Below are 18,278 nucleotides of genomic sequence, written 5' to 3' on the forward strand. Positions count from 1 at the left end.
TTCCGGCTCATTCCGAATACTTGTCGCCGTCTCGTAATTTCCATAACGTTATCAATGAGATGACGAATCGAGGCATTCCGAAGCAAGCGCTACGCCAGCCAGCCAGCCCGCCGCCACCGAACGAAGCGATCGCAACAAGTAGTGCAGGACCGTAGTTCTCCAGCGCCATCAATGATCCGTCGCTACGTCGCTAATGCTCTGAATTTAGTTCCGCTTTTGGCGGTACTCCAGACACAACTGGGCTCGCTGCTGGCTCGCCCCAGTCGCGAATGACCCGAGGCGGACGTCAGTGGAATGAAGCCAACACCACGAACGATTGCTGAGGGAATGTCAGCTTGCCGCCCGCCAGCATCGAAGGGTCGAGGCGGGAGGTGGCGTCATCGGCAATCGACACGATCAGGCGCTCACGCTGAGGCGCACCTTTGTCCGTCAAGAGCGCAGCCATCGGCGTCGCCGTAAGCTGGAAGCGCACATAATCCAACACCGAGGGGAACGTGATTTGTTTTGTGACGGCGGCCACATCAACAACGTCGAAGCCAGCTTGCCTCGCCCAAGCGCTGACTTCCTGCTCATCGCAAGACAGATGCTCCGAACGTTTGGTACGTGATGCCTCTTCTCCGAGATATTTGTCGAGCGCCTGCACGAAAGCGTGCGCCGCTGGCGTTCTCTCGATTGCGCTATAGACGCTCAGCCCAGCGCGGCCTCTCGGCTTAAGCACCCGCACTATTTCCCTTAGCGCCATCGGCCGATCCGGGAAGAATTGTAGCCCGAGTTGGCAGAGCACGACGTCAAAGCTGTTTGCATCGAACGGCAGGTCGAGTGCGCTACCCTCGATCCATTCGACAGCAGTAGACTTAGCGCGCGCCACCGCGAGCATCCCCACGTTGAGGTCTATGCCGACTAGCCGCCCAGCATGTCCGCGCTGCTGCGCCAGCCGGGCCACGACGCCGGTACCGCAGGCGATGTCGAGCACGCTTTCTTCTCGGCTTAGCGAGATGCGGTCGAGCAGATCATTGGCCCACACGGAAGTGATGGCCGGGACGAGATAGCGCTCGTAAAGCTCCGGGCCGCTTGCATCCATTTGCCAATGTTCATGGGCCGACATGACTTGCCTCCCAACGCCCGCGACCGGAACGTAGCGACCAATCCACTGCCCTGGCATCGTCTATTGCCGATGCTGGCCACTTGGCGAATAACCGCAAGTGTGGGCCGAACGACCGCTGTTGGCCCATCGCGTCACCCAGCTGTGCTGTAGAGCTTGGTCGCAATTGGTGCATAGCGGACTCTAGCAAACTTCCGCCCGGTTTGAACTTGGCATGCAGACCATTCCGAAAGTCAAAAATTGCCCAGCGTTATCAACAGGAGAACGGATCGGGAAATTTCGGAACGGCGTTGATTTTATTGAGCGACTGATGGGATTTCGATTCCGAGGGTCGGAGGTTCGAAACCTTCCGAGCGCGCCAAGCCGTTGGCGGGAATCCGTGGCAACCTCAAGCAATTGATGGAATTTACATTTTTCGTTGAAATGCCCAAGGCGCCTCGGCGTTCTCCGAAGGTGGCGCCGGTTCCGCCAGAGCCGACACCGACATCAGCCAGGATAAGACCCAAGGCTCCACGGCCGCTGGTCGGCATGGATCGGGGCACATCCCCCGGTGCTCAGGACTTCCTCCGATACAGGACGAACCGGGTTGATTCTTCCGTACGTTCGAACTGGTCCAAAAGGATGCGCTCGGACATTTCCTTCAGCCAATCGTATTGATAGGTCGCGTCGCGCTCTAAAATGAAATGGTCAGCCTCGGCAAAGCTGCGAGCGACATGGTCCGGGCTGAACGTATCTCGGAAAGGGAGGAAGTAGCTCTTGGGTGCTCTGCCAAGGGCCACAAGAACAAGCCAATCGTGGTCGGATAACAACAACATGCGACCATCGCGTGGCACGACCTTGTTGACCAGATCGATATCGCTGCTATCGAGCGAGATCCGAGCCTCTCCCGCCCCTCGTCCCAACTTCAGTCTGGCGATACTCGGATATTGCAAGTACGACCGCAGCCCGATCTGCACGCTCTGTTGTCTATCCTGCGCGCTCAGCAGCACCACAACCGAGATCGCTGCTGTTGCCGCCAACGACAACGCGGGGGCGAGTTGCGAAGTCGTTTGGCCGAGGACGACGCGGAATGCAGATCGACACCACCAAGCGCAAACCGCAAGATAAGCAAAGGCGTTTTGCTGCCACACCGCGTCAAGCGACCGATTCATCCACTTCGCCATGAACACCAGCGCGACGAGAGATAATACAAGAAGATATGCGCGCTCGACGCTACGCCAGTTGGCCCATGTTGCGGCAACGCTAACAATTGTGCCGATGGCCATCGCCGGCAAAATCAGCTGGTAAATCGTCCCAAATCCGGGACGCCAGTTCATCGTCACCCCCACCCAATTCGAGACGCTGTGGAGCCCGACTGGCGCGAGAAAGACATGCAGGAAGTCCATCGAAAGAACGGCCGGACCGAAGGCAGCGACGAACAACGCGATCAGGATCGCGATGGATAGTCCGGTGAATGCCGCGATCTCCCAGGGCCAGCGTTTCTCGAACAGCCGCACGGACAATGCCGCGCAGCCCACGGCCCAAGTATAGATCCCCGTCTCCGTGTTCCAGAAGATCGAGACGGCACAGACGGCGGACATCGCCACCAATAACCGGCCTGAAGGTTGCGCCAGGTAATGCGCAAGGATGCCAGAGGCAATGAAAACGAACATGTACCGAATGGCGAGAGCAGACGGTGCGCTGAGCGCTTCGCCGTCGCCAAATTGACAGACTACAAGAAACGTGACCGCCAGGAGAAACGGCAGTGCTCTGCTCTGGAAGAAGTCGCGCAGCACCCAATAAGCCGATAGGTGATAGATCGCGAGACATGCAGCAACGAACCCAATGTAACGCAGATACAGAACGTTTGTGTCAGCACGGAGCAGTTGACCAAATAAGTAGGACGGTCCGTACCCGTAGAAGGACAGGAAGTCGCGGCCAGGCACCAGGCCATCAGTAAATTGATAGAGCGCCGGCCCAACCAGATGCGACACGGCGTGAGCATTGGCGGCGGCCATCCCAGCCAACCGTTGCACGCTCGCAGGCAGGGTAAGGGCGAGCAATGCCGTGATCAGCACAGCGTCAATCCATCCAAACTCAAATAATTTGATCGACTGGAGCGCCGGGGCGCCCTTGATGCTGATTTGGGCCCGGATGCGTGTCACGAAGGGAATGAAGATCGCTGCGACCGAGAGGGCCAGCGCGATCATCTCAGGTTTTTGCTGGAATGCAGCCTGGAGAAATGCCTCGAGTGCCAACACAATTGCCAGCGCCGAGACGGCGAACAGGATCAGCGAACGGCCTTCAAAGAACTTCCTGAGCCTGAGCGCTGCGAAGCCTGAGGCGATGCCGAACACGTAGAACAAGACATAGAAGATTTTCTCAGCACGCTTGACTGCTGCACTGTCCGAAAAACCTGATTGGACGACCGGGAAGTCCTGAGCGAGATTTGCGCCTAGGTCCAGCTTCGTGGCGTTCAAGATCAGATAGGCAAGGATGCCAGCCGCAATAGCGCCGACACAGGCGCCCCACGCCGCAAAACTCTGAAACCCCCAAAGGCTGAGCTCTGATTCTGTCGCTGGCTTGATAAGACGTGAAATCCTGATCGCGGGACCTCCCGCCATTGCTTTTGCCTTCATTTCGGTGCCCCAACCCGATGTTGTCGGCGTCACGATAGCTCGCCCCGCTGCCGGGTCGCTACCCCTTTCATCGGCGGCTCCGGGAACTCGGAAGCAGCTGCCTAACATTGCCCCATGGAATCCGCCGAACATTGCTTCGGTGCTCTGAGCACCAACCCATGTTGAGCTTATCCTCACATATCGTCGCGAAGACTGCCGCCGCACGACCGCTTATTCGGCCGTTTGATTGGTCGCGCGCGTCCGTGACGAAGTGCGATCCAGGCAATCTGGCGCAGGCCGAAAATTGCAGGACGCGCGGCCAATATTGCGTCCGACTTGACGCCTCCCGAGCGCGCAGCCCCGACTGGCGTTCCAGCTATGTTCCAAGGCGATACTGGGGTCGGGTGGCCTTAGCGCGGCTAGTGGCGTCAGCTTGCCGGAAGCCTGATCTGCCGCCCCCGCGCCAGCGTGTCCGAGGGCGCCTCGTGGAAGGTGGCACGGTAGGCCGCGGCAAACTCACCCATGTGGTGGAAACCCTGGGCGCGCGCGCAGGTGGCAACGGTGGCGCCGCCGCCTTTGAGCAGCCGGGCGCGTGTTGCCCACAATCTCTTCAGGCGGATGTACTGGTGCAGGCTCATGCCGCGCACCTTGCTGACGGCGCCGCCGAGCGTCCGGATCGAGACGCCGAACTCACCGGCGAGATCGGCCGTGTAGATCGGAGCGGTCGGATAGGCCGCGACATAATCGTCGATCCGCTGCACGAGCTTGGTCGACCGCCCGCCCTGGACCGAGCTGCTCCGATCCGGGCGCGCATCGATCCGAAACAAATCGTCGAGCGCAAGCAGCAGGCCTTCCTGGAGATGGGCGGCGACCTCGGTGGTCTCGAACAGGAGCGGCTGCACCGACGCGGTTCGCAGGATGTCGAGCAGGAGTTGCCGTGTGTGGAGTAGGGCGGGCCGGTTCGCGACATAGGCCCGCAAATCGTCGGCATGATCGAACCAGCCCCGGTCTTTCAGACCCGGAGAGAAGATGATCATCGCGTGATAATTGGTCTGGGGTTCGACGAAATGGCATTCATCGTTGCCGCGGAGCGCAACGAAGAAGCGCGCGTCGAGATCCATTCCCTTGGAGTTGACCTGAAGGTCGTCGGTCATCGGCAGGATCACCATCCCGCCCGGCATGCGATAGGCGGTGTCGAGGATGCGCGCGAAGGATCTCATCACGATGATGCGGCACGCCGGCAGAGCGACGACGGCGCGGGCGGCCGCGAAGTTCGGGACGTCGAGCGGAATGCTTCGGGCATCCTCCATCGACTCGATCGGCCGAAACGCATCGACATCGGCAAAGCCGATCAGTTGAAGCGCGGAGGACGGGGCGAGGGCGTCGAACATGCGTCGGGCCGGCTGCTGCAATGTGACAATCAAATGAACGTCGGTACATCGCCATCAATGGCGAAACATCGTGCTGCAGTAAACGGGAATCCGGGCCGTAGTATTGCGGACATCATGCCATGACGTCCGTCAGATCATTGTCACCGTCAACGTTCTCGGCTCATCGGTTGGCCGGAGGCGAGGTCGATGAAATGCAGGCGCGTGCAGGCGGGACAGGCGAAGGACTCGAAGCTGCGTCCCTCCGGTCCCTGCTGCTTCTCCAGATGCGTCTGCACGTTCATGCCCGTCTGGGGGCATCGAAAAACAATCAACTCGGCCATCGCCGCAGAATGACGGCGCGGCGAATTTTCCTCTTTGATCTGGATCAGTTTTGGAATTGCTCCAGACCGGCCGGACAGGCGCGTGGGCCATCCACGATCTTGCAAAAGCGAAGGGGCCCCGAGGGCCCCTTCGAATGTTACCAGCGGCGATAGCCGTAATAACCATAGCGCGGGCCGTAGCCGCCGTAGTAGCGCGGCGGTCCATAATATCGGGGGCCGTGGTACGGCCGCGGCCCGTAATAGCCATAATAGTTCGGACGCCAGAAACATTGCCCCCAGGCGTCGCAGACCATACGGACCTGCTCGACGTCGGAGACCTGCGGGACCGCAGGTGCAGGCGCGATGGGCATGGCGGACGCCGCCGGCGATGCCGTGAGAGCACCGAACAGGGACGCGGCGACGAGGCCAATCTTGAGATTCATGATGTCTTCCTCTGCTTACGCAATACAGGATATCGAAGTTGTTCTGATCAAATTGTGGCGGAACCGAAATGTAATGCTGATGAACAAATCTTCAGTCGCTCCGCCGCGGCCTGATCCGGCTGTGCCAGATTACTTCAGCTCCGCGCTTCTGGCCATGCCGTGCTCGCATCGCGGCACATCGCCACCAACCTTGATCCTGCGCAATTCATCTTCGATGCTTCCTCCCTAGTCTTGTCGCCGTGGGCCGTCCTTCGCGGAATGCGAAGAGCGTTCGGCCGGTCGTCCGCATCGGTCGCCCACTGTTTGTTTGGAGCTGTGCAATGGACAAGATGAGAATCGACAAGGGTGACTGGCTGGTCGTGTGCGACGGGCGCAAGGCGCTCATTCTGGAAAACCTCGGCGACGAGATGTTTCCGAACCTCCACACCAGGGAGGTGCACGAGCGGCCCAACCCCCCGACGAGCGCGCAGGGAAGCGACGCGCCGGGCCGATTGCATGGCGCGGCCGGCGGTGCGCGCAGCTCGGTCGAGCAGACCGATTGGCACGATGAGGCCGAGCGCGCCTTCCTGCGTGGCCTGGCCAGCCGGCTCGACGCCGCGGTCAGCTCGGGCGAGACCTCGGCCCTGACCATGGTGGCCTCGCCGCGTGCGCTCGGCATGATCCGCGCCGATTATTCGGACGTCGTGCGCAAGGCGCTTCAGGGCGAGGTGGGCAAGGACCTCGTCAAGCTGCCGGTCTACGAGATCGAGAAGCAATTGCTGCTGTCGGGCGTCGCCCGATAGGGACGCCCGCAGCGGACGCGCCAGCGCCCCTCAGTAGCAGGGGTGCCGGCGGCGGTCCTGGCCGACATAGGTGGCCGCGCTCTGGTAGCAGTGGTTGGTCGAGGGGCCGTCGTAATAGGCGAAGGTGCCAGGGGTGATGCCGGGGCCGTAATTGTGCAGATAGCTGATCGGGTAGGGCAGCGGGTTGGCGTAGGAGCGGTGGTAGCGGTGATGACCCCGCGCCTCCGCGAGGCCAGGGGCTAGGATTGCGGCCGACAGGGCAGCAACCGCGGCTACAAGCTTCAACTTGCTCATCTCGATTCTCCGGAACCCGCGCGAATAGCTCTGCCGGTTATAGCCATTTCGGGCCGCCAGGACACCCGTCCGGTGGGCGGAAAACGGGGCCAATCCCGCAGATTCCCGGATGGGTGTGACAGAATTGCCGGAAGTGCGGCCGGATCCTGCCCATTTTTGGCCTTTTCGGGATGCTTAACGAATTCCCCACACAAGTATGTCCAAAGAGAATTCGATAAGAATCCTGTTGCCGGCCCTTTGGGGGTCCTTCGAGGCCGGTCCCATTCCTGAAGGCTGTCGTCGTCCGCCGCCATGCGCATCACGCTTTTGAGCCTGCTGTTGCTCTGCCTCGCCGCCGCCACGCCAGCGCGGGCCGAGCTGCACATCACCCGCGACCATGGCGGCTATGTCGAGGAGTACAAGGCCAAGTACAAGCGTGTCCGCGAGAAGGGCGAGCGCGTGATCATCGACGGCATTTGCAACTCGGCCTGTACGCTCGTGCTCGGCATCGTGCCGATGAACAAGATCTGCGTGACGCCGCGCGCCAGCCTCGGCTTCCATCAGGCCTATTACGACAAGGCCTTCACCTTCGGCATCAAGGTCACCAGCGCGGAAGGGACGTCCGACCTGATGTCCTATTATCCTGATACGGTGAAGGACTGGATCCGCCGCAATGGCGGGCTCACCACCGACATGAAGAAGATCAAGAACGGCGTCGACCTCTGGAAGATCATCGACCCCTGTCCGGAAGAATGGTGAGCGGCTGATCCGAGCCGCTGCCGTCCGTCGCAGCGCAGCATCGCTCAGGTCGAAATTCGCATTGCCGCATTGGCCCCCATCGGGCAATGAGGGCGGCAATGAACCATAATCAAGAAGCCCTGACCGCCCGCGCCGCGCCGATCCTGTTCGTCCTGCTCTGGAGCACCGGATTCATCGGCACCAAGTACATCATCAACAATGCCGATCCCTTGACCTATCTCGCCATCCGCATGGCGATCGTGGTCGGCCTGATGGCGATCATCGCAGGCATCGCGCGGCCGAAATGGCCGGACCGTATCGGCATCGCGCATAGCGCGGTTGCCGGCATCCTCGTCCATGGCTTCTATCTCGGCGGCACCGCCATCGCGATCGCGCATTCGATTCCGGCCGGGCTCTCCGCGCTGATTCCGGGCTTGCAGCCGATCCTGACCTCGACCATCGCCAACCGCTGGCTGGGCGAGAAGGTGACGCCGGTGCAATGGGCGGGGCTGATGCTCGGCCTCGGCGGCGTGGTGCTGATCCTGCACAATCGCCCCATGACCGGCGAAGCCGGACTCGGCTGGCTTGCCTCGGTGGTCTCGCTGGTCAGCATCACGCTCGGCACGCTCTATCAGCGCCGCTACTGCAACCACATCGACTGGCGCGCCGGCAATTTCGTGCAATATGTGGCCGTCACCATCTTCTTCGCGATCGGCGCCTTCCTGTTCGAGGATCGCGTGGTGCACTGGACGCGGGAGTTCGTGCTCGCGCTCGCCTGGCTCACTGTGGCGCTCTCGATCGGATCGATCGGGCTGTTGTACTGGCTGATCCGCCACGCCGCGGCGACGTCGGTGGCGAGCCTGTTCTATCTCGTGCCCGCCGTGACCGCGCTGATGGCTTACGCACTGTTCGACGAGAAGCTCGATGCTCTGGCGATTGCCGGCATGGCGATGTGCGCGGCCGCGGTGTTCGTGGTCAACCGGCGCGTCTAGGCTGACAGGCGAGGCGGCGGAATACATCCCTGACGTGTGCGGCGCGCCGTGCTAGGCTGGCTGCATTTCAGTTTTCCTTTCACGCGGTGATGTCCATGAAGAAGACGAGACGTGCGCTGCTCGGCCGGTCGCTGAGGCCAGTCCGGATTGCCTGCATCAACTACGCGGAGGAGTCGATCAGCGGCAGCAAAATGAGCCAGCTCACCGCGGCGCTCCAGAAGTGTTACGACAAGCATTTCCTGCCGGTGTGGGGCTATCCGGTCGACCTCTATGTCACGAAGAAGCCGAAGCCTGCCGATTGGCAGCTCGTCTATTTTGACGACGCCTCGCATGAGGGGCTGCTCGGGCGCCATGAGCTGACGCATCGCGGCCAGCCGATCTCGAAGATCTTCGTCAAGGCGCTGGACGGGGAGCCCGTCAGCGTCGCGGCCTCGCACGAGCTGTTCGAGATGGTGCTCGACCCCATGGCCAATCTCTGGGCCGACAAGAACAGGAACACGCAATATGCCTATGAGGTCTGCGACGCCGTGGAGGAGGACTCCTTCTTCGTCGACGGCGTCGAGATGTCGAACTTCGTCTACCCATCCTGGTTCGAGCCGTTCGAGCATCCCCGCGGCACCAAGTTCGACCACAAGGGGACGCTGACGGAGCCGTTCTCGATGACCGAGGGCGGCTACGTCATCAAGAAGGTCAACGGCAGGCGGGTGATCAAGCAGTTCGGCTCGCCTGAGAAACGGCGGCGCTTTGCCAAGGAGGACCGGCGCGGCCATCGCAGCGAATTTCGCGATCCGCAAGGGGTCCATCATCCGGGCCGGCGCGCAGCCAAGCGGCGCGGATAGGCGCTTGCCGGGAGAAGCCTCCGGGCGCGTCCGCACCCGGAGGCTTGTTGGTGTCTGTTCTCGGGAGCGCGATCAGCGCTTGGACTTCTTGGCCTTCTTCTTTTTGGCGGCCTTCTTCGCGGATTTCTTCACTGCCTTCTTCGCGGTCTTCTTGGCTGCTTTTTTCGACGACTTCTTTGCGGCCTTCTTCGAAGTCTTCTTGGCTTTCTTCTTGGAAGCCTTCTTGGCCTTCTTCGGCGCTACTTTCTTCGCGACCTTCTTGGCGGCTTTCCTGACCTTCTTGGCGGCAGTGACCGCAGTGTCCTTGGTCGCTTCCACGGCGGTGGTGATCGTCTCCATTGCCTGTTCGGTGATCGGCTTATCGTCGTCCATATCGTCCCCCACGGTTTGTATGGAGCGATGACGATAGCGGGTTTCAAAATTGTGTCAAAGCAACCCTCAACCTTTGCGGAGCTTTGCGTAGGCGGAGAGCGCACGCTCGCGTCCCCTGGCGTGATCGACGAGCGGCTGCGGATAGGTCTTGCCGAGCGTGACGCCGGCGCTCGCCAGCTCGATCGGTGTCGCCTGCCAGGGCTGGTGGATCAGCTTCGCCGGCAGTCCTTGTAGCTCCTGCACCCAGCGCCGGACATAGGTTCCATCGGGATCGAACTTCTCGCCCTGGAGCTGCGGATTGAACACGCGGAAGTAGGGCGCAGCGTCGGCGCCGCAGCCCGCGACCCACTGCCAGTTGGCGGGATTGCTGCCGGCATCCGCGTCGACCAGCGTGTCCCAGAACCAGGCCTCGCCATCGCGCCAGTCGATCAGGAGGTGCTTGACCAGGAAGGACGCTGCCACCATCCGCACCCGGTTGTGCATCACACCGGTGTGCCAGAGCTCGCGCAGGCCGGCATCGACGATCGGGTAGCCGGTCCGGCCGCGCTGCCAGGCGGCGAGCGCCTTCCCGTCGGGCTGCCATGGGAAGCCGTCGAAGTTTGGTTGCAGGTTTCTGGTGGCGAGGTCGGGGTGGTCGTGGAGGAGGTGACGGCAGAATTCGCGCCAGCCGAGCTCGCTCAGGAATTTTTCGATGCCGGGTCCGAGGGCGGGATTCTCGGCCGCAGCGAAGCGCGCGGCGTGCCAGACCTGCCGCGGGCTGAGCTCGCCGAACCGCAGATGCGGCGACAGACCCGAGCTGCCCTCCCGATCCGGGCGGTCGCGATCGCCGACATAGCCTCGCGCGCTGTGTTTGAGAAAGTCGCGCAGGCGCGTGCGGGCGGAGGTCTCGCCCGGCCTCCAGCGCTCGCGCAGCCCGCCCGCCCAATCGGGCTTGCTCGGCTCGAGCTTCCAGCTCTCCAGCGTGTCGCTCGTGATCTTCCCGCTCGGGCGCAGCTGCTTCGGTGCGGGCAGCGGCTTTGGCGGATCGCCGAGCGACACTACGCGCCGCCAGAACGGCGTGAACACGCGCAAGCCCCGGCCGTCCTTGTTGCGGATGGCCGAGGGCGGGACCAGGAGGTCGCCCGGGAAGCTTTGCGAGTCCACGCCGAGCTTTGCCAGCGCCACTTCGAGTTGCCGCTCGACCGCCTGATGCGGCGCCTGGGCGATCCCGTTCCAGTAGACGGCGCCGGCGCCGCCCTCGCGCGCCACCTCGGGGATCACCTTGGCTGCCGATCCCTTGCGCAGGGACAGCGACCCGCCGCGCGCGGCGATCTCGGCAGCAAGCGCCCGCAGCGACTGCGCCAGCCACCAGCACACCGCGCCGCCCGGTGCACGCCCGGCGGTCTGGTCCAGCACATAGAGGCAGATGACCGGCGCGCCGGTTTTCGCGGCGGCGTGGAGGGCGGGGTGGTCGGACAGGCGGAGGTCATCGCGAAACCACACGATGATGGGCGGCGTTGGCGTGGTCAGGGGGTGTCCTCGTTTACAATTTGGAAAGCATGCCGCGTCCGACGGTGTGAACCGGCGTTAATGCGACCGTAAGCCCCTTGCACGATTATGCAGGAATTACGGGGGTCATTCCATTCATGTCCAGCCTTTCGACGGCGAAGTTCCTGCCGCAGTTCAAACTTGGCACCAAGGCCGTCCTGTGCGCCGTGCTGCTGATCGCCGTCAACACGGCGCTGGTGGTCGGCGCCGGCTACTGGTCGCTTACGTCCGCTTTCAATGATCGCGCGCTGCGCGACATCGAGGTCAATCTGCGCACGCTGGCGCTGGCCTTTGCCGAGACCGTTCCGGACGTCAGGATCACGGTGAGGGATGGCGCGGTCGCACGCGCCGAAATCCCCAAGATGCCCGAGTTCAGGGATCACGCCATCGTCGATCGCGCGGTATCCTATGTCGGGGGCAACGCGACCCTGTTCGTGTTCGACGAGGCGAGCGGGCAGTTCGTCCGCCGCTCGACCAATGTGAAGAAGGAGAATGGCGACCGCGCCGTCGGCACCCAGCTTGCCGCCGATCATCCGGCGCAGGCCCTGTTGCGCCGTGGCGAGGCCTACAAGGGCCCGGCCGTTCTGTTCGGCAAGTCCTTCATGACCGCCTATTTCCCGGTCGCGGACGCGACCGGCAAGGTCGCCGGCATTCTCTACGTCGGCATTCCGATGGCCCAGTTCGAGAGCATGCTGACCCAGGCGATCGAGAGCATGGCCGCCGCCGCCGGGCTCGCCGCGCTGTTGGTCCTGGTCCTCACCCTGCTGATCGTCCGCCGTGTCACCCGGCCGCTCACCTCGGTCACGCGCTCGCTCACGGCGCTGGCGAACGGCCAGAGCGACGTCGAGATCGACTGCGAGGATCGCGCCGACGAGATCGGCGAGATCGCCCGTACCGTCGCCGTGTTCAAGAGCAATTCGCTGGAGCGCGCCCGCATGCGCAGCGAGCAGGCTGCGGCTTCGGCTGCCGCAGTCGAGCAGCGCAAGGCAGACCTGCGCAACTTCGTCGAGCAGTTCCGCGGCAGCGTCGGCGGCATCCTCGACAATGTGCTGACGTCGTCAGGCGAGTTCGAGCGGGTGGCGCGGCAATTGACCGACACCGCACGTTCGACCGCCGATCTGTCGGCGCAGTCGGCCGGGGCGTCCGAGGACGCCTCCGAGCACGTGCGTTCGGCGGCGTCAGCCTCCGACGAGCTGTCGCAGTCGATCTCCGAGATCACCCGGCGCGTGCAGGAATCGAACGAGATCTCCGCCGAGGCGGTGAGGCAGGCCGAGGCGACCGACCAGCGCATCGCACAGCTCTCCGAGGCCGGGTCGCGCATCGGGGACGTCGTCAAGCTGATCACCTCGATCGCCGAGCAGACCAACCTCCTGGCGCTGAACGCCACCATCGAGGCCGCGCGTGCCGGCGATGCCGGCCGCGGTTTTGCGGTCGTGGCTCAGGAGGTCAAGACGCTCGCCGGCCAGACCGCCAAGGCGACCGACGAGATATCGAGCCAGATCGCCAGCATGCAGCTCGCGACCGAGGAATCGGTCTCCGCCATCAGGGCGATCAGCCAGACCATCGAGCGCATCAGCGGCATCGCCGGCTCGATCTCGGCGGCGGTCGAGCAGCAGAAGAGCGCGACCCACAACATCGTGGCCAGCGTTCGCGCCGCGGTCTCCGGTACGGCCGAGGTCGCCGTCAACGTCCGTCACGCCGCCAAGGGCGCAAGCGAGACCGGCGAGACCTCGAGCCGGATGTTTGCCTCAGCGCAGGCGCTGTCGGGCGAGAGCCTGCATCTGAAGGCCGAGGTCGACGGCTTCCTCGAGCGCGTTCACGCGGCGTAGTCCAACCCAGTCATCCCGGGATGGTCCGAAGGACCAGACCCGGGATCTCGAGATTCCGGATTCGGTCCTGCGGACCGCCCCGGAATGACTGTTGGTTATTTCGGCTGCGGCACGATCCGGATGTAGGGCTTCGGCTCTTTCCAGCCCTGCGGGTAGATCGTCTTGGCCTCGTCGTTGGAGACCGAGCCTGCGATGATCACGTCCTCGCCCTGCGTCCAGTCGGCCGGGGTTGCGACGCGATGCTTGGCGGTGAGCTGGAGCGAATCGATGACGCGCAGGATCTCCTGGAAGTTCCGGCCCGTGGTCATCGGATAGACCAGCACCAGCTTGATCTTCTTGTCCGGCCCGATGATGAAGACGTTGCGGACGGTCTGGTTGTCGGCCGGCGTGCGGGTGAGGGGATCGCCCGAGGTCGAGGCCGGCAGCATCTCGTAGAGCTTGGAGACGTTGAAATCGGTGTCGCCGATCAACGGATAGTTGGGCGCCGCGCCCTGGGTCTCCTTGATGTCGTCCGCCCACTTGGCGTGACGGTCGATCGGATCGACCGAGAGGCCGATCAGCTTGACGCCGCGTTTGTCGAATTCCGGCTTCAACTTGGCCAATGCGCCGAGCTCGGTCGTACAAACCGGCGTGAAGTCCTTGGGGTGCGAAAACAGCAGGGCCCAGCTGTTGCCGATCCAGTCGTGGAACTTGATCTTCCCTTCGGTGGTCTCGGCTTCGAAGTCGGGGGCGGTGGTGCCGATCGGAAGTGTCATGGTTCTACCTCATCACATTGAATTTGCTTGTGAATATGTCGCTGGCCGTCGCCGTCAGTATAGGGACTTGCGAAGGCCAAGTGAACGCCAAGTGAACCGCTTCAAGTAAAATGTGAATTCCTTTTCTGAAGAGCCGATTTCCTAGCACCTTTCTGTTACAGCGGCACCTGCGGCGAAACATCCTCACCGTCTCGATTGCCCCGATAAAGCCTTTTATGACCCGCATCACGCCCGCCCGACGCTCTCCGGAACCGAAATGGTCCTCATAGCGACTAATCGGCAACCATTGAGAAAAGTCGCGATCCCCATATCGAATCATTAACCACCCCTTTACGCCCGCATGAAAATGCTGGTCGATCAGAAGAAATCTGGAAGTGAACTATGTCTGCCGCAGTGCCGAAGTCTGTTGAGTCGCCGTCCCTCGAACCGTCCTGCCGCGATACCGCGGCTCATGCTCTCTCCATCGTGCGCGACGGCGTGATCACGGGCGAAGGCCCGACCACCAAGGGCCGGGTGCACTTTTCCCGTTCGCTCGATGCCGATGACACCGCCTGGTGCACGCGCATCCTGACCGCCACCGCCGTCAACGACCAGCCGGTCAGCCGCGCCGAAGCCGAGGCGCTGTTCGAGATCAACGAGGCCGCGACCGAGCGCACCGATGGCGGCCGGTTCGACGACCTGCTTGCCAAGGCCGTGGCTCACTACGCCGCAAGCGCCTCGGGTCTGAAGGTGCCGCCGCGCAGCGTTGCGCTGTCGGCCGACACCGAGATCGAGAGCTGGGCGCCGTCCTATGCCTCCAAGGTCAACAGCGAGATGCTGGAGTGGATCGCCGGCCAGATGCGCGGCAAGCGCCAGACCAACCGTCGCCTGATGGCGATGGTGGCGACCTTCCTGGGCGCCACCGCGCTGCCTCTGGCGGGCCAATTGCCGAACGTGTTCGACATCGGCATGTAGATTTGCGCCTCTTGAGAGCGCGAAGGAGCGGCGGGGCTATTTCCCCGCCGTTTTTTGTTTGCCGGTGTCCGGCTCGAGGCCGAGCGTGCGGCCCGGGAAGCCGGCGGCATCGAAATAACGCTGGCTGCCGACGCGCTGGACGTTGAGCACGGTCTGAAGACCGTTCTCGGACATCTTCGACTTCTCGACGCCCTTGAATGCCTTCGGCACGATGCCGTTGGGCAGGGCCTCCGACATCACGCGGCCGATCAGGCCGCCATTGTGTGCGCCGCGCAGGCCCATCAGCTGGGCGGCGGTCATGCCGACGTCGGCGTTGCTGACCGGGATCTCGTCGGCATAGCCGGCTTTGAAGTCCGGACCGATCGCCGCCATGAAGTTCATGGTGTCGCCGCGGCTGAAGCTGCCATGCATGCCCTGGCCCTGGCGCAGCACGGTGTCAGCGACCTGCACCGAGCAGTTGGTCGGCGCCTCGCCGCAATCGCTGGCATAGGAGCGGAAGTTGACGACGATGGCGGGCGTCGGCGTCGCCGCCTTGCCGCGCAGATTGATGCGCGACAGCGGCAGCGTGCCGGGGAAGCGGCCGAGCGAGTCCTCGACGAAAAGGCCGGAGACGTAGTCCTGCGCGAGCAGGGCCTTGATCGTCTTCGCCGCCAGCTTCTTGTCATTGCTCGGCAGGTAGACCAGGTCCGAGCCGCCATTGGTCGCGACGACGAGATCGGGCTTCTCGGGATCCTTGCCGAGCACGCCGTTGCCGGCCTTGGGATGCTTGTTGCCGTCGATCTTCGCGTTCTTGTCGTTGGGATCGTACAGCGGCAGGTCGAGCGCCTTGGCAAGGTCGAGCGCCAAAAAGCCCATCGGCAGGAAGTCCTTCGGCGTGTCGTCATAGCTGACCTTGGCCGAGGGGCTGGTCTTGCTTTCCTTGGAGATCGTCGAGAAGCCGTGGTCGGCGGAGACGATGATGTTGGTCGAGGCGGCGAGCCCGAGTTCGTCGAGCGCCTTGCGGAGCTGGGCGAGGTTGTTGTCGGCATTCCTTATGCCGGCCATCGAGGTCGGCCCGTTGATGCCGGGCAGGATCTGGTTGAGGCTGTCGCCGGTGTTGTGCTGGCTGCCATCAGGATCGCGCGACCAGAACACCAGGACGAACGGCTTGTTGCGCGCCTTGAACATCGGCAGCACCACCTTGGCGGCGACGTCGGCGAAATAGGCCTGCTGAGCGACGTTGGCGACGGTGGTGCCGGGCGTCTTGGCATCGCCGGCCTTGCTGTTGTCGCCGCGCGGGGGCGTGGCGAGGGGCAGGCCGGCCTTGGTCAGCGCCGCCTTCACCTCGTCCGACAGCGCCACGCCGTTCTTGCCGCCGGTGGAGTCGTCGAACACGACCGAATGCTGGCCGGGCTTTTCGGGCTTGTCGGTGTGGTCGAACTGGTAGGTCGGACCGACCTTGCCGATCGCCGCCGTGCTCAGCCCCTTGTCGCGGGCCATCTTCAGAATGGTCTCTTCGTTGAGATAGTCGCCCTTGAAATGCTCGTCGATGTCGCCGAGCACGGCGTCGTTCTCGATGAAGGGGACCACGGTGTCGCCGGCGGGGACTGAGGTGTAGTTGGTCCAGATCGTGTTGGAGAACACGCCGGTGTCGCCGAGATAGTGGCCGGTCGACATCGCCGAGCCGTTGGCCATCGTGAAGGTCGGGAACAGGGAGTGCGGGTTCTTGAAGTTGACGCCCTTGTCGCGGACCTCGGCCATCGCGGGGGCCGTTTCAGGGGTGACCTTCAGCGCGCGCAGCCCGTCGGGGATGAACAGGATGAGGTTGCGGGGGGTGTTGTTTTGGGCGGAGGCAAGTCCAGTGGAAAGTCCAGTGGACAAGACGGTCAGTCCGGCGGACAGCAACACCAGTGAACGGCGCATCAGATCTCTCCTAACGGTGAGGCGGCATGGCCGCGACCGCGGCCCCGGCCTTCGTTTAGTTTCGCTGCATGACGGTTTTGTTACAAGACCTGTTGCCGATGCAAGAGGGCTGGGGAGGGTAACGCCATTGTCACTCTCGTGTCCCGGATGCGCTGCAACGCCCTTAGCGTTGCTGCGCATAGCCGGGACCCAGGAGGGCGTACAAGCCGCAGTTGCATCATGGGCCCCGGCTCTGCAGCGCACCGCCGAACTGGACGATGCTTCGCATCGCCAGGTAAGCGCTGCGCTGCGTCCGGGGCGCGAGATCGAGGTTCGGTGTACAGCTGCATCAACCTCGTCATTGCGAGCCAACGGGTCCGCGCGAAGCGCGGCCCGATGACAGGCTCCGCGAAGCAATCCAGAATCCCTCCGCGGACTCTGGATTGCTTCGCTGCGCTCGCAATGACGGAGTGTGGGTGACAGCGCCGCTTTTTCAATTCGCATGTCTTTTGCAGACACACTTCCGCATCCTCGCGGCGTGTTTCGCCCGAGTTTTGCTTTGTCGCCTCGCCCTCATCAACGAAAGAGGGCGCAGGGAAGGCCGGGAGCCGGCTGGCTCCCATGGCCGCCTGTGCGCAAGATAGGCTGCGCTACAAAGCACAGGCGGAAAAACCACAGGGCAACCGGAGACATCCCGGCCTTCCCTGCGCGGATGGTTGGAACGGCTTATGTCGTGAGCTCCCCGGGGAGCGATGCACTATTGCCCCCGTCGCCGTGCGGATGACCGATGCGCGTACCCGGTCGGGCCGCAACATCACCGCAAGACTTGACGCACAGACCCCGGGCGCCAGGACCACACGATTTTGCCGTACGCAAGCCGCACCGGTCGTGTGCGCGACGCTTTTCGCTCACGGCTCTCCGCCGCCCTGCGAAGCCTTCGCGCCAATGAAGCCTGCGTCCACCGCTGCCCGGCCCGCGTGTCGTGACGATCGCGATACGCCCCTCTTCCTTGGGCCGGAGTGAATAATGTCTAACAAAATTCCGAATTCGAATAAATAGAATTATTTTGATGCTGGTCGCTTGACCCCGGTCTTGGGTGTCTTGCCCGACGGGCTGCCAAGGGATTGTGGCCGGGGCGGTTAGTCCGGCGCCGTCGGCACCCGCGGAGCCTGGGCGAGGGCCTGTGCCGGCTTGACGGCCGCCGGGTTGGCTACGCTCCTGGCCCGATCGGGCCGCAGCGAAAGCGGGACTGTCTTGAGCGCATAGATGATCGCGATCTGGGTCCGGTTCTGGAGGCGGTATTTGCGCATGATGTTGCCGATATGCGCCCGAACCGTGTTCTCCGAGATCTTGAGCTCGTAGGCGATGTTCTTGTTCTGCATGCCCCGCGCGATCAACATCATCAGCTCACGCTCACGCGGCGTCGGTGTAATCGAATCCTTCGGATCCGGGCTCATGACTGGCTCCTCGCTGGTCTTCTGGTTGATGCGGCCGCCCCCGGCAT

General features: G+C 63.0%; 17 protein-coding genes. 6 read left to right on the plus strand and 11 right to left on the minus strand.

Features of this window, described 5'->3' with window-relative positions:
* Nucleotides 1–286: 286 nt before the first annotated feature.
* The 5 genes from XI08_RS21080 to XI08_RS21100 all read right to left on the minus strand — a co-directional run bounded on the left by XI08_RS21080 (nucleotide 287) and on the right by XI08_RS21100 (nucleotide 5,832).
* A complete protein-coding gene (locus XI08_RS21080) occupies nucleotides 287–1,105 on the minus strand; it encodes a class I SAM-dependent methyltransferase (RefSeq protein WP_271575804.1) in 819 nt (272 codons plus the stop codon).
* Between the two features lie 551 nt (nucleotides 1,106–1,656).
* The gene (locus XI08_RS21085; protein WP_271575805.1) at nucleotides 1,657–3,753 is read right to left on the minus strand and encodes a hypothetical protein; all 2,097 of its coding nucleotides are present in this window, start codon (nucleotides 3,751–3,753) and stop codon (nucleotides 1,657–1,659) included.
* 374 nt (nucleotides 3,754–4,127) lie between these two features.
* Nucleotides 4,128–5,090: an AraC family transcriptional regulator gene (locus XI08_RS21090; protein WP_271575806.1), complete on the minus strand. Its 963-nt coding sequence runs from the start codon at nucleotides 5,088–5,090 to the stop codon at nucleotides 4,128–4,130.
* 146 nt (nucleotides 5,091–5,236) lie between these two features.
* On the minus strand, nucleotides 5,237–5,371 hold the full coding sequence (locus tag XI08_RS21095; protein ID WP_256374929.1) for a hypothetical protein: 135 nt from the start codon (nucleotides 5,369–5,371) through the stop codon (nucleotides 5,237–5,239).
* 176 nt (nucleotides 5,372–5,547) lie between these two features.
* Nucleotides 5,548–5,832: a hypothetical protein gene (locus XI08_RS21100; protein ID WP_271575807.1), complete on the minus strand. Its 285-nt coding sequence runs from the start codon at nucleotides 5,830–5,832 to the stop codon at nucleotides 5,548–5,550.
* Nucleotides 5,833–6,152: 320 nt separating this feature from the next.
* On the opposite strand from XI08_RS21100, the gene XI08_RS21105 reads away from it, so the two are divergent.
* Nucleotides 6,153–6,614, plus strand: a complete 462-nt coding sequence (locus XI08_RS21105) for a host attachment protein (RefSeq protein WP_027549260.1) — start codon at nucleotides 6,153–6,155, stop codon at nucleotides 6,612–6,614.
* 30 nt (nucleotides 6,615–6,644) lie between these two features.
* On the opposite strand, the gene XI08_RS21110 is transcribed toward XI08_RS21105, so the two are convergent.
* A complete protein-coding gene (locus XI08_RS21110) occupies nucleotides 6,645–6,908 on the minus strand; it encodes a hypothetical protein (protein ID WP_271575808.1) in 264 nt (87 codons plus the stop codon).
* Between the two features lie 291 nt (nucleotides 6,909–7,199).
* Here XI08_RS21110 and XI08_RS21115 point away from each other — a divergent pair, with 291 nt between their 5' ends.
* The 3 genes from XI08_RS21115 (at nucleotide 7,200) to XI08_RS21125 (ending at nucleotide 9,456) form a co-directional block, all read left to right on the plus strand.
* Complete coding sequence (locus XI08_RS21115; protein ID WP_271575809.1) at nucleotides 7,200–7,646, plus strand: hypothetical protein; 447 nt, start codon at nucleotides 7,200–7,202, stop codon at nucleotides 7,644–7,646.
* Nucleotides 7,647–7,744: 98 nt separating this feature from the next.
* Nucleotides 7,745–8,617, plus strand: a complete 873-nt coding sequence (locus tag XI08_RS21120; protein ID WP_271575810.1) for a DMT family transporter — start codon at nucleotides 7,745–7,747, stop codon at nucleotides 8,615–8,617.
* Nucleotides 8,618–8,712: 95 nt separating this feature from the next.
* A complete protein-coding gene (locus XI08_RS21125; RefSeq protein ID WP_271575811.1) occupies nucleotides 8,713–9,456 on the plus strand; it encodes a hypothetical protein in 744 nt (247 codons plus the stop codon).
* Between the two features lie 72 nt (nucleotides 9,457–9,528).
* Here XI08_RS21125 and XI08_RS21130 read toward each other — a convergent pair whose 3' ends face one another.
* Nucleotides 9,529–9,828, minus strand: a complete 300-nt coding sequence (locus XI08_RS21130) for a hypothetical protein (protein WP_027549265.1) — start codon at nucleotides 9,826–9,828, stop codon at nucleotides 9,529–9,531.
* Between the two features lie 66 nt (nucleotides 9,829–9,894).
* Nucleotides 9,895–11,286: a cryptochrome/photolyase family protein gene (locus XI08_RS21135; protein ID WP_271575849.1), complete on the minus strand. Its 1,392-nt coding sequence runs from the start codon at nucleotides 11,284–11,286 to the stop codon at nucleotides 9,895–9,897.
* Between the two features lie 167 nt (nucleotides 11,287–11,453).
* Between XI08_RS21135 and XI08_RS21140 the strand changes: the two genes are divergently transcribed.
* Entirely contained in the window at nucleotides 11,454–13,184 is a 1,731-nt protein-coding gene (locus tag XI08_RS21140; protein ID WP_271575812.1) for a methyl-accepting chemotaxis protein, read from the plus strand.
* Nucleotides 13,185–13,279: 95 nt separating this feature from the next.
* Here the strand turns inward: XI08_RS21140 and XI08_RS21145 are convergent, their stop codons facing one another.
* Nucleotides 13,280–13,939, minus strand: a complete 660-nt coding sequence (locus XI08_RS21145; protein ID WP_135178138.1) for a peroxiredoxin — start codon at nucleotides 13,937–13,939, stop codon at nucleotides 13,280–13,282.
* Between the two features lie 381 nt (nucleotides 13,940–14,320).
* Between XI08_RS21145 and XI08_RS21150 the strand changes: the two genes are divergently transcribed.
* Nucleotides 14,321–14,893, plus strand: a complete 573-nt coding sequence (locus XI08_RS21150) for a hypothetical protein (RefSeq protein WP_271575813.1) — start codon at nucleotides 14,321–14,323, stop codon at nucleotides 14,891–14,893.
* A gap of 36 nt (nucleotides 14,894–14,929) precedes the next feature.
* Here XI08_RS21150 and XI08_RS21155 read toward each other — a convergent pair whose 3' ends face one another.
* Together XI08_RS21155 and XI08_RS21160 are read right to left on the minus strand one after the other, a co-directional pair.
* On the minus strand, nucleotides 14,930–16,795 hold the full coding sequence (locus tag XI08_RS21155) for an alkaline phosphatase family protein (RefSeq protein ID WP_271575814.1): 1,866 nt from the start codon (nucleotides 16,793–16,795) through the stop codon (nucleotides 14,930–14,932).
* Nucleotides 16,796–17,913: 1,118 nt separating this feature from the next.
* Nucleotides 17,914–18,231, minus strand: coding sequence for a response regulator transcription factor (locus XI08_RS21160; protein ID WP_271575815.1), 318 nt, complete (start codon nucleotides 18,229–18,231; stop codon nucleotides 17,914–17,916).
* Between the last annotated feature and the right edge of the window lie 47 nt (nucleotides 18,232–18,278).

The sequence above is a fragment of the Bradyrhizobium sp. CCBAU 11361 genome (genome assembly GCF_028128935.1).
In the GTDB taxonomy this organism is placed as follows: Bacteria; Pseudomonadota; Alphaproteobacteria; order Rhizobiales; family Xanthobacteraceae; genus Bradyrhizobium; species Bradyrhizobium niftali.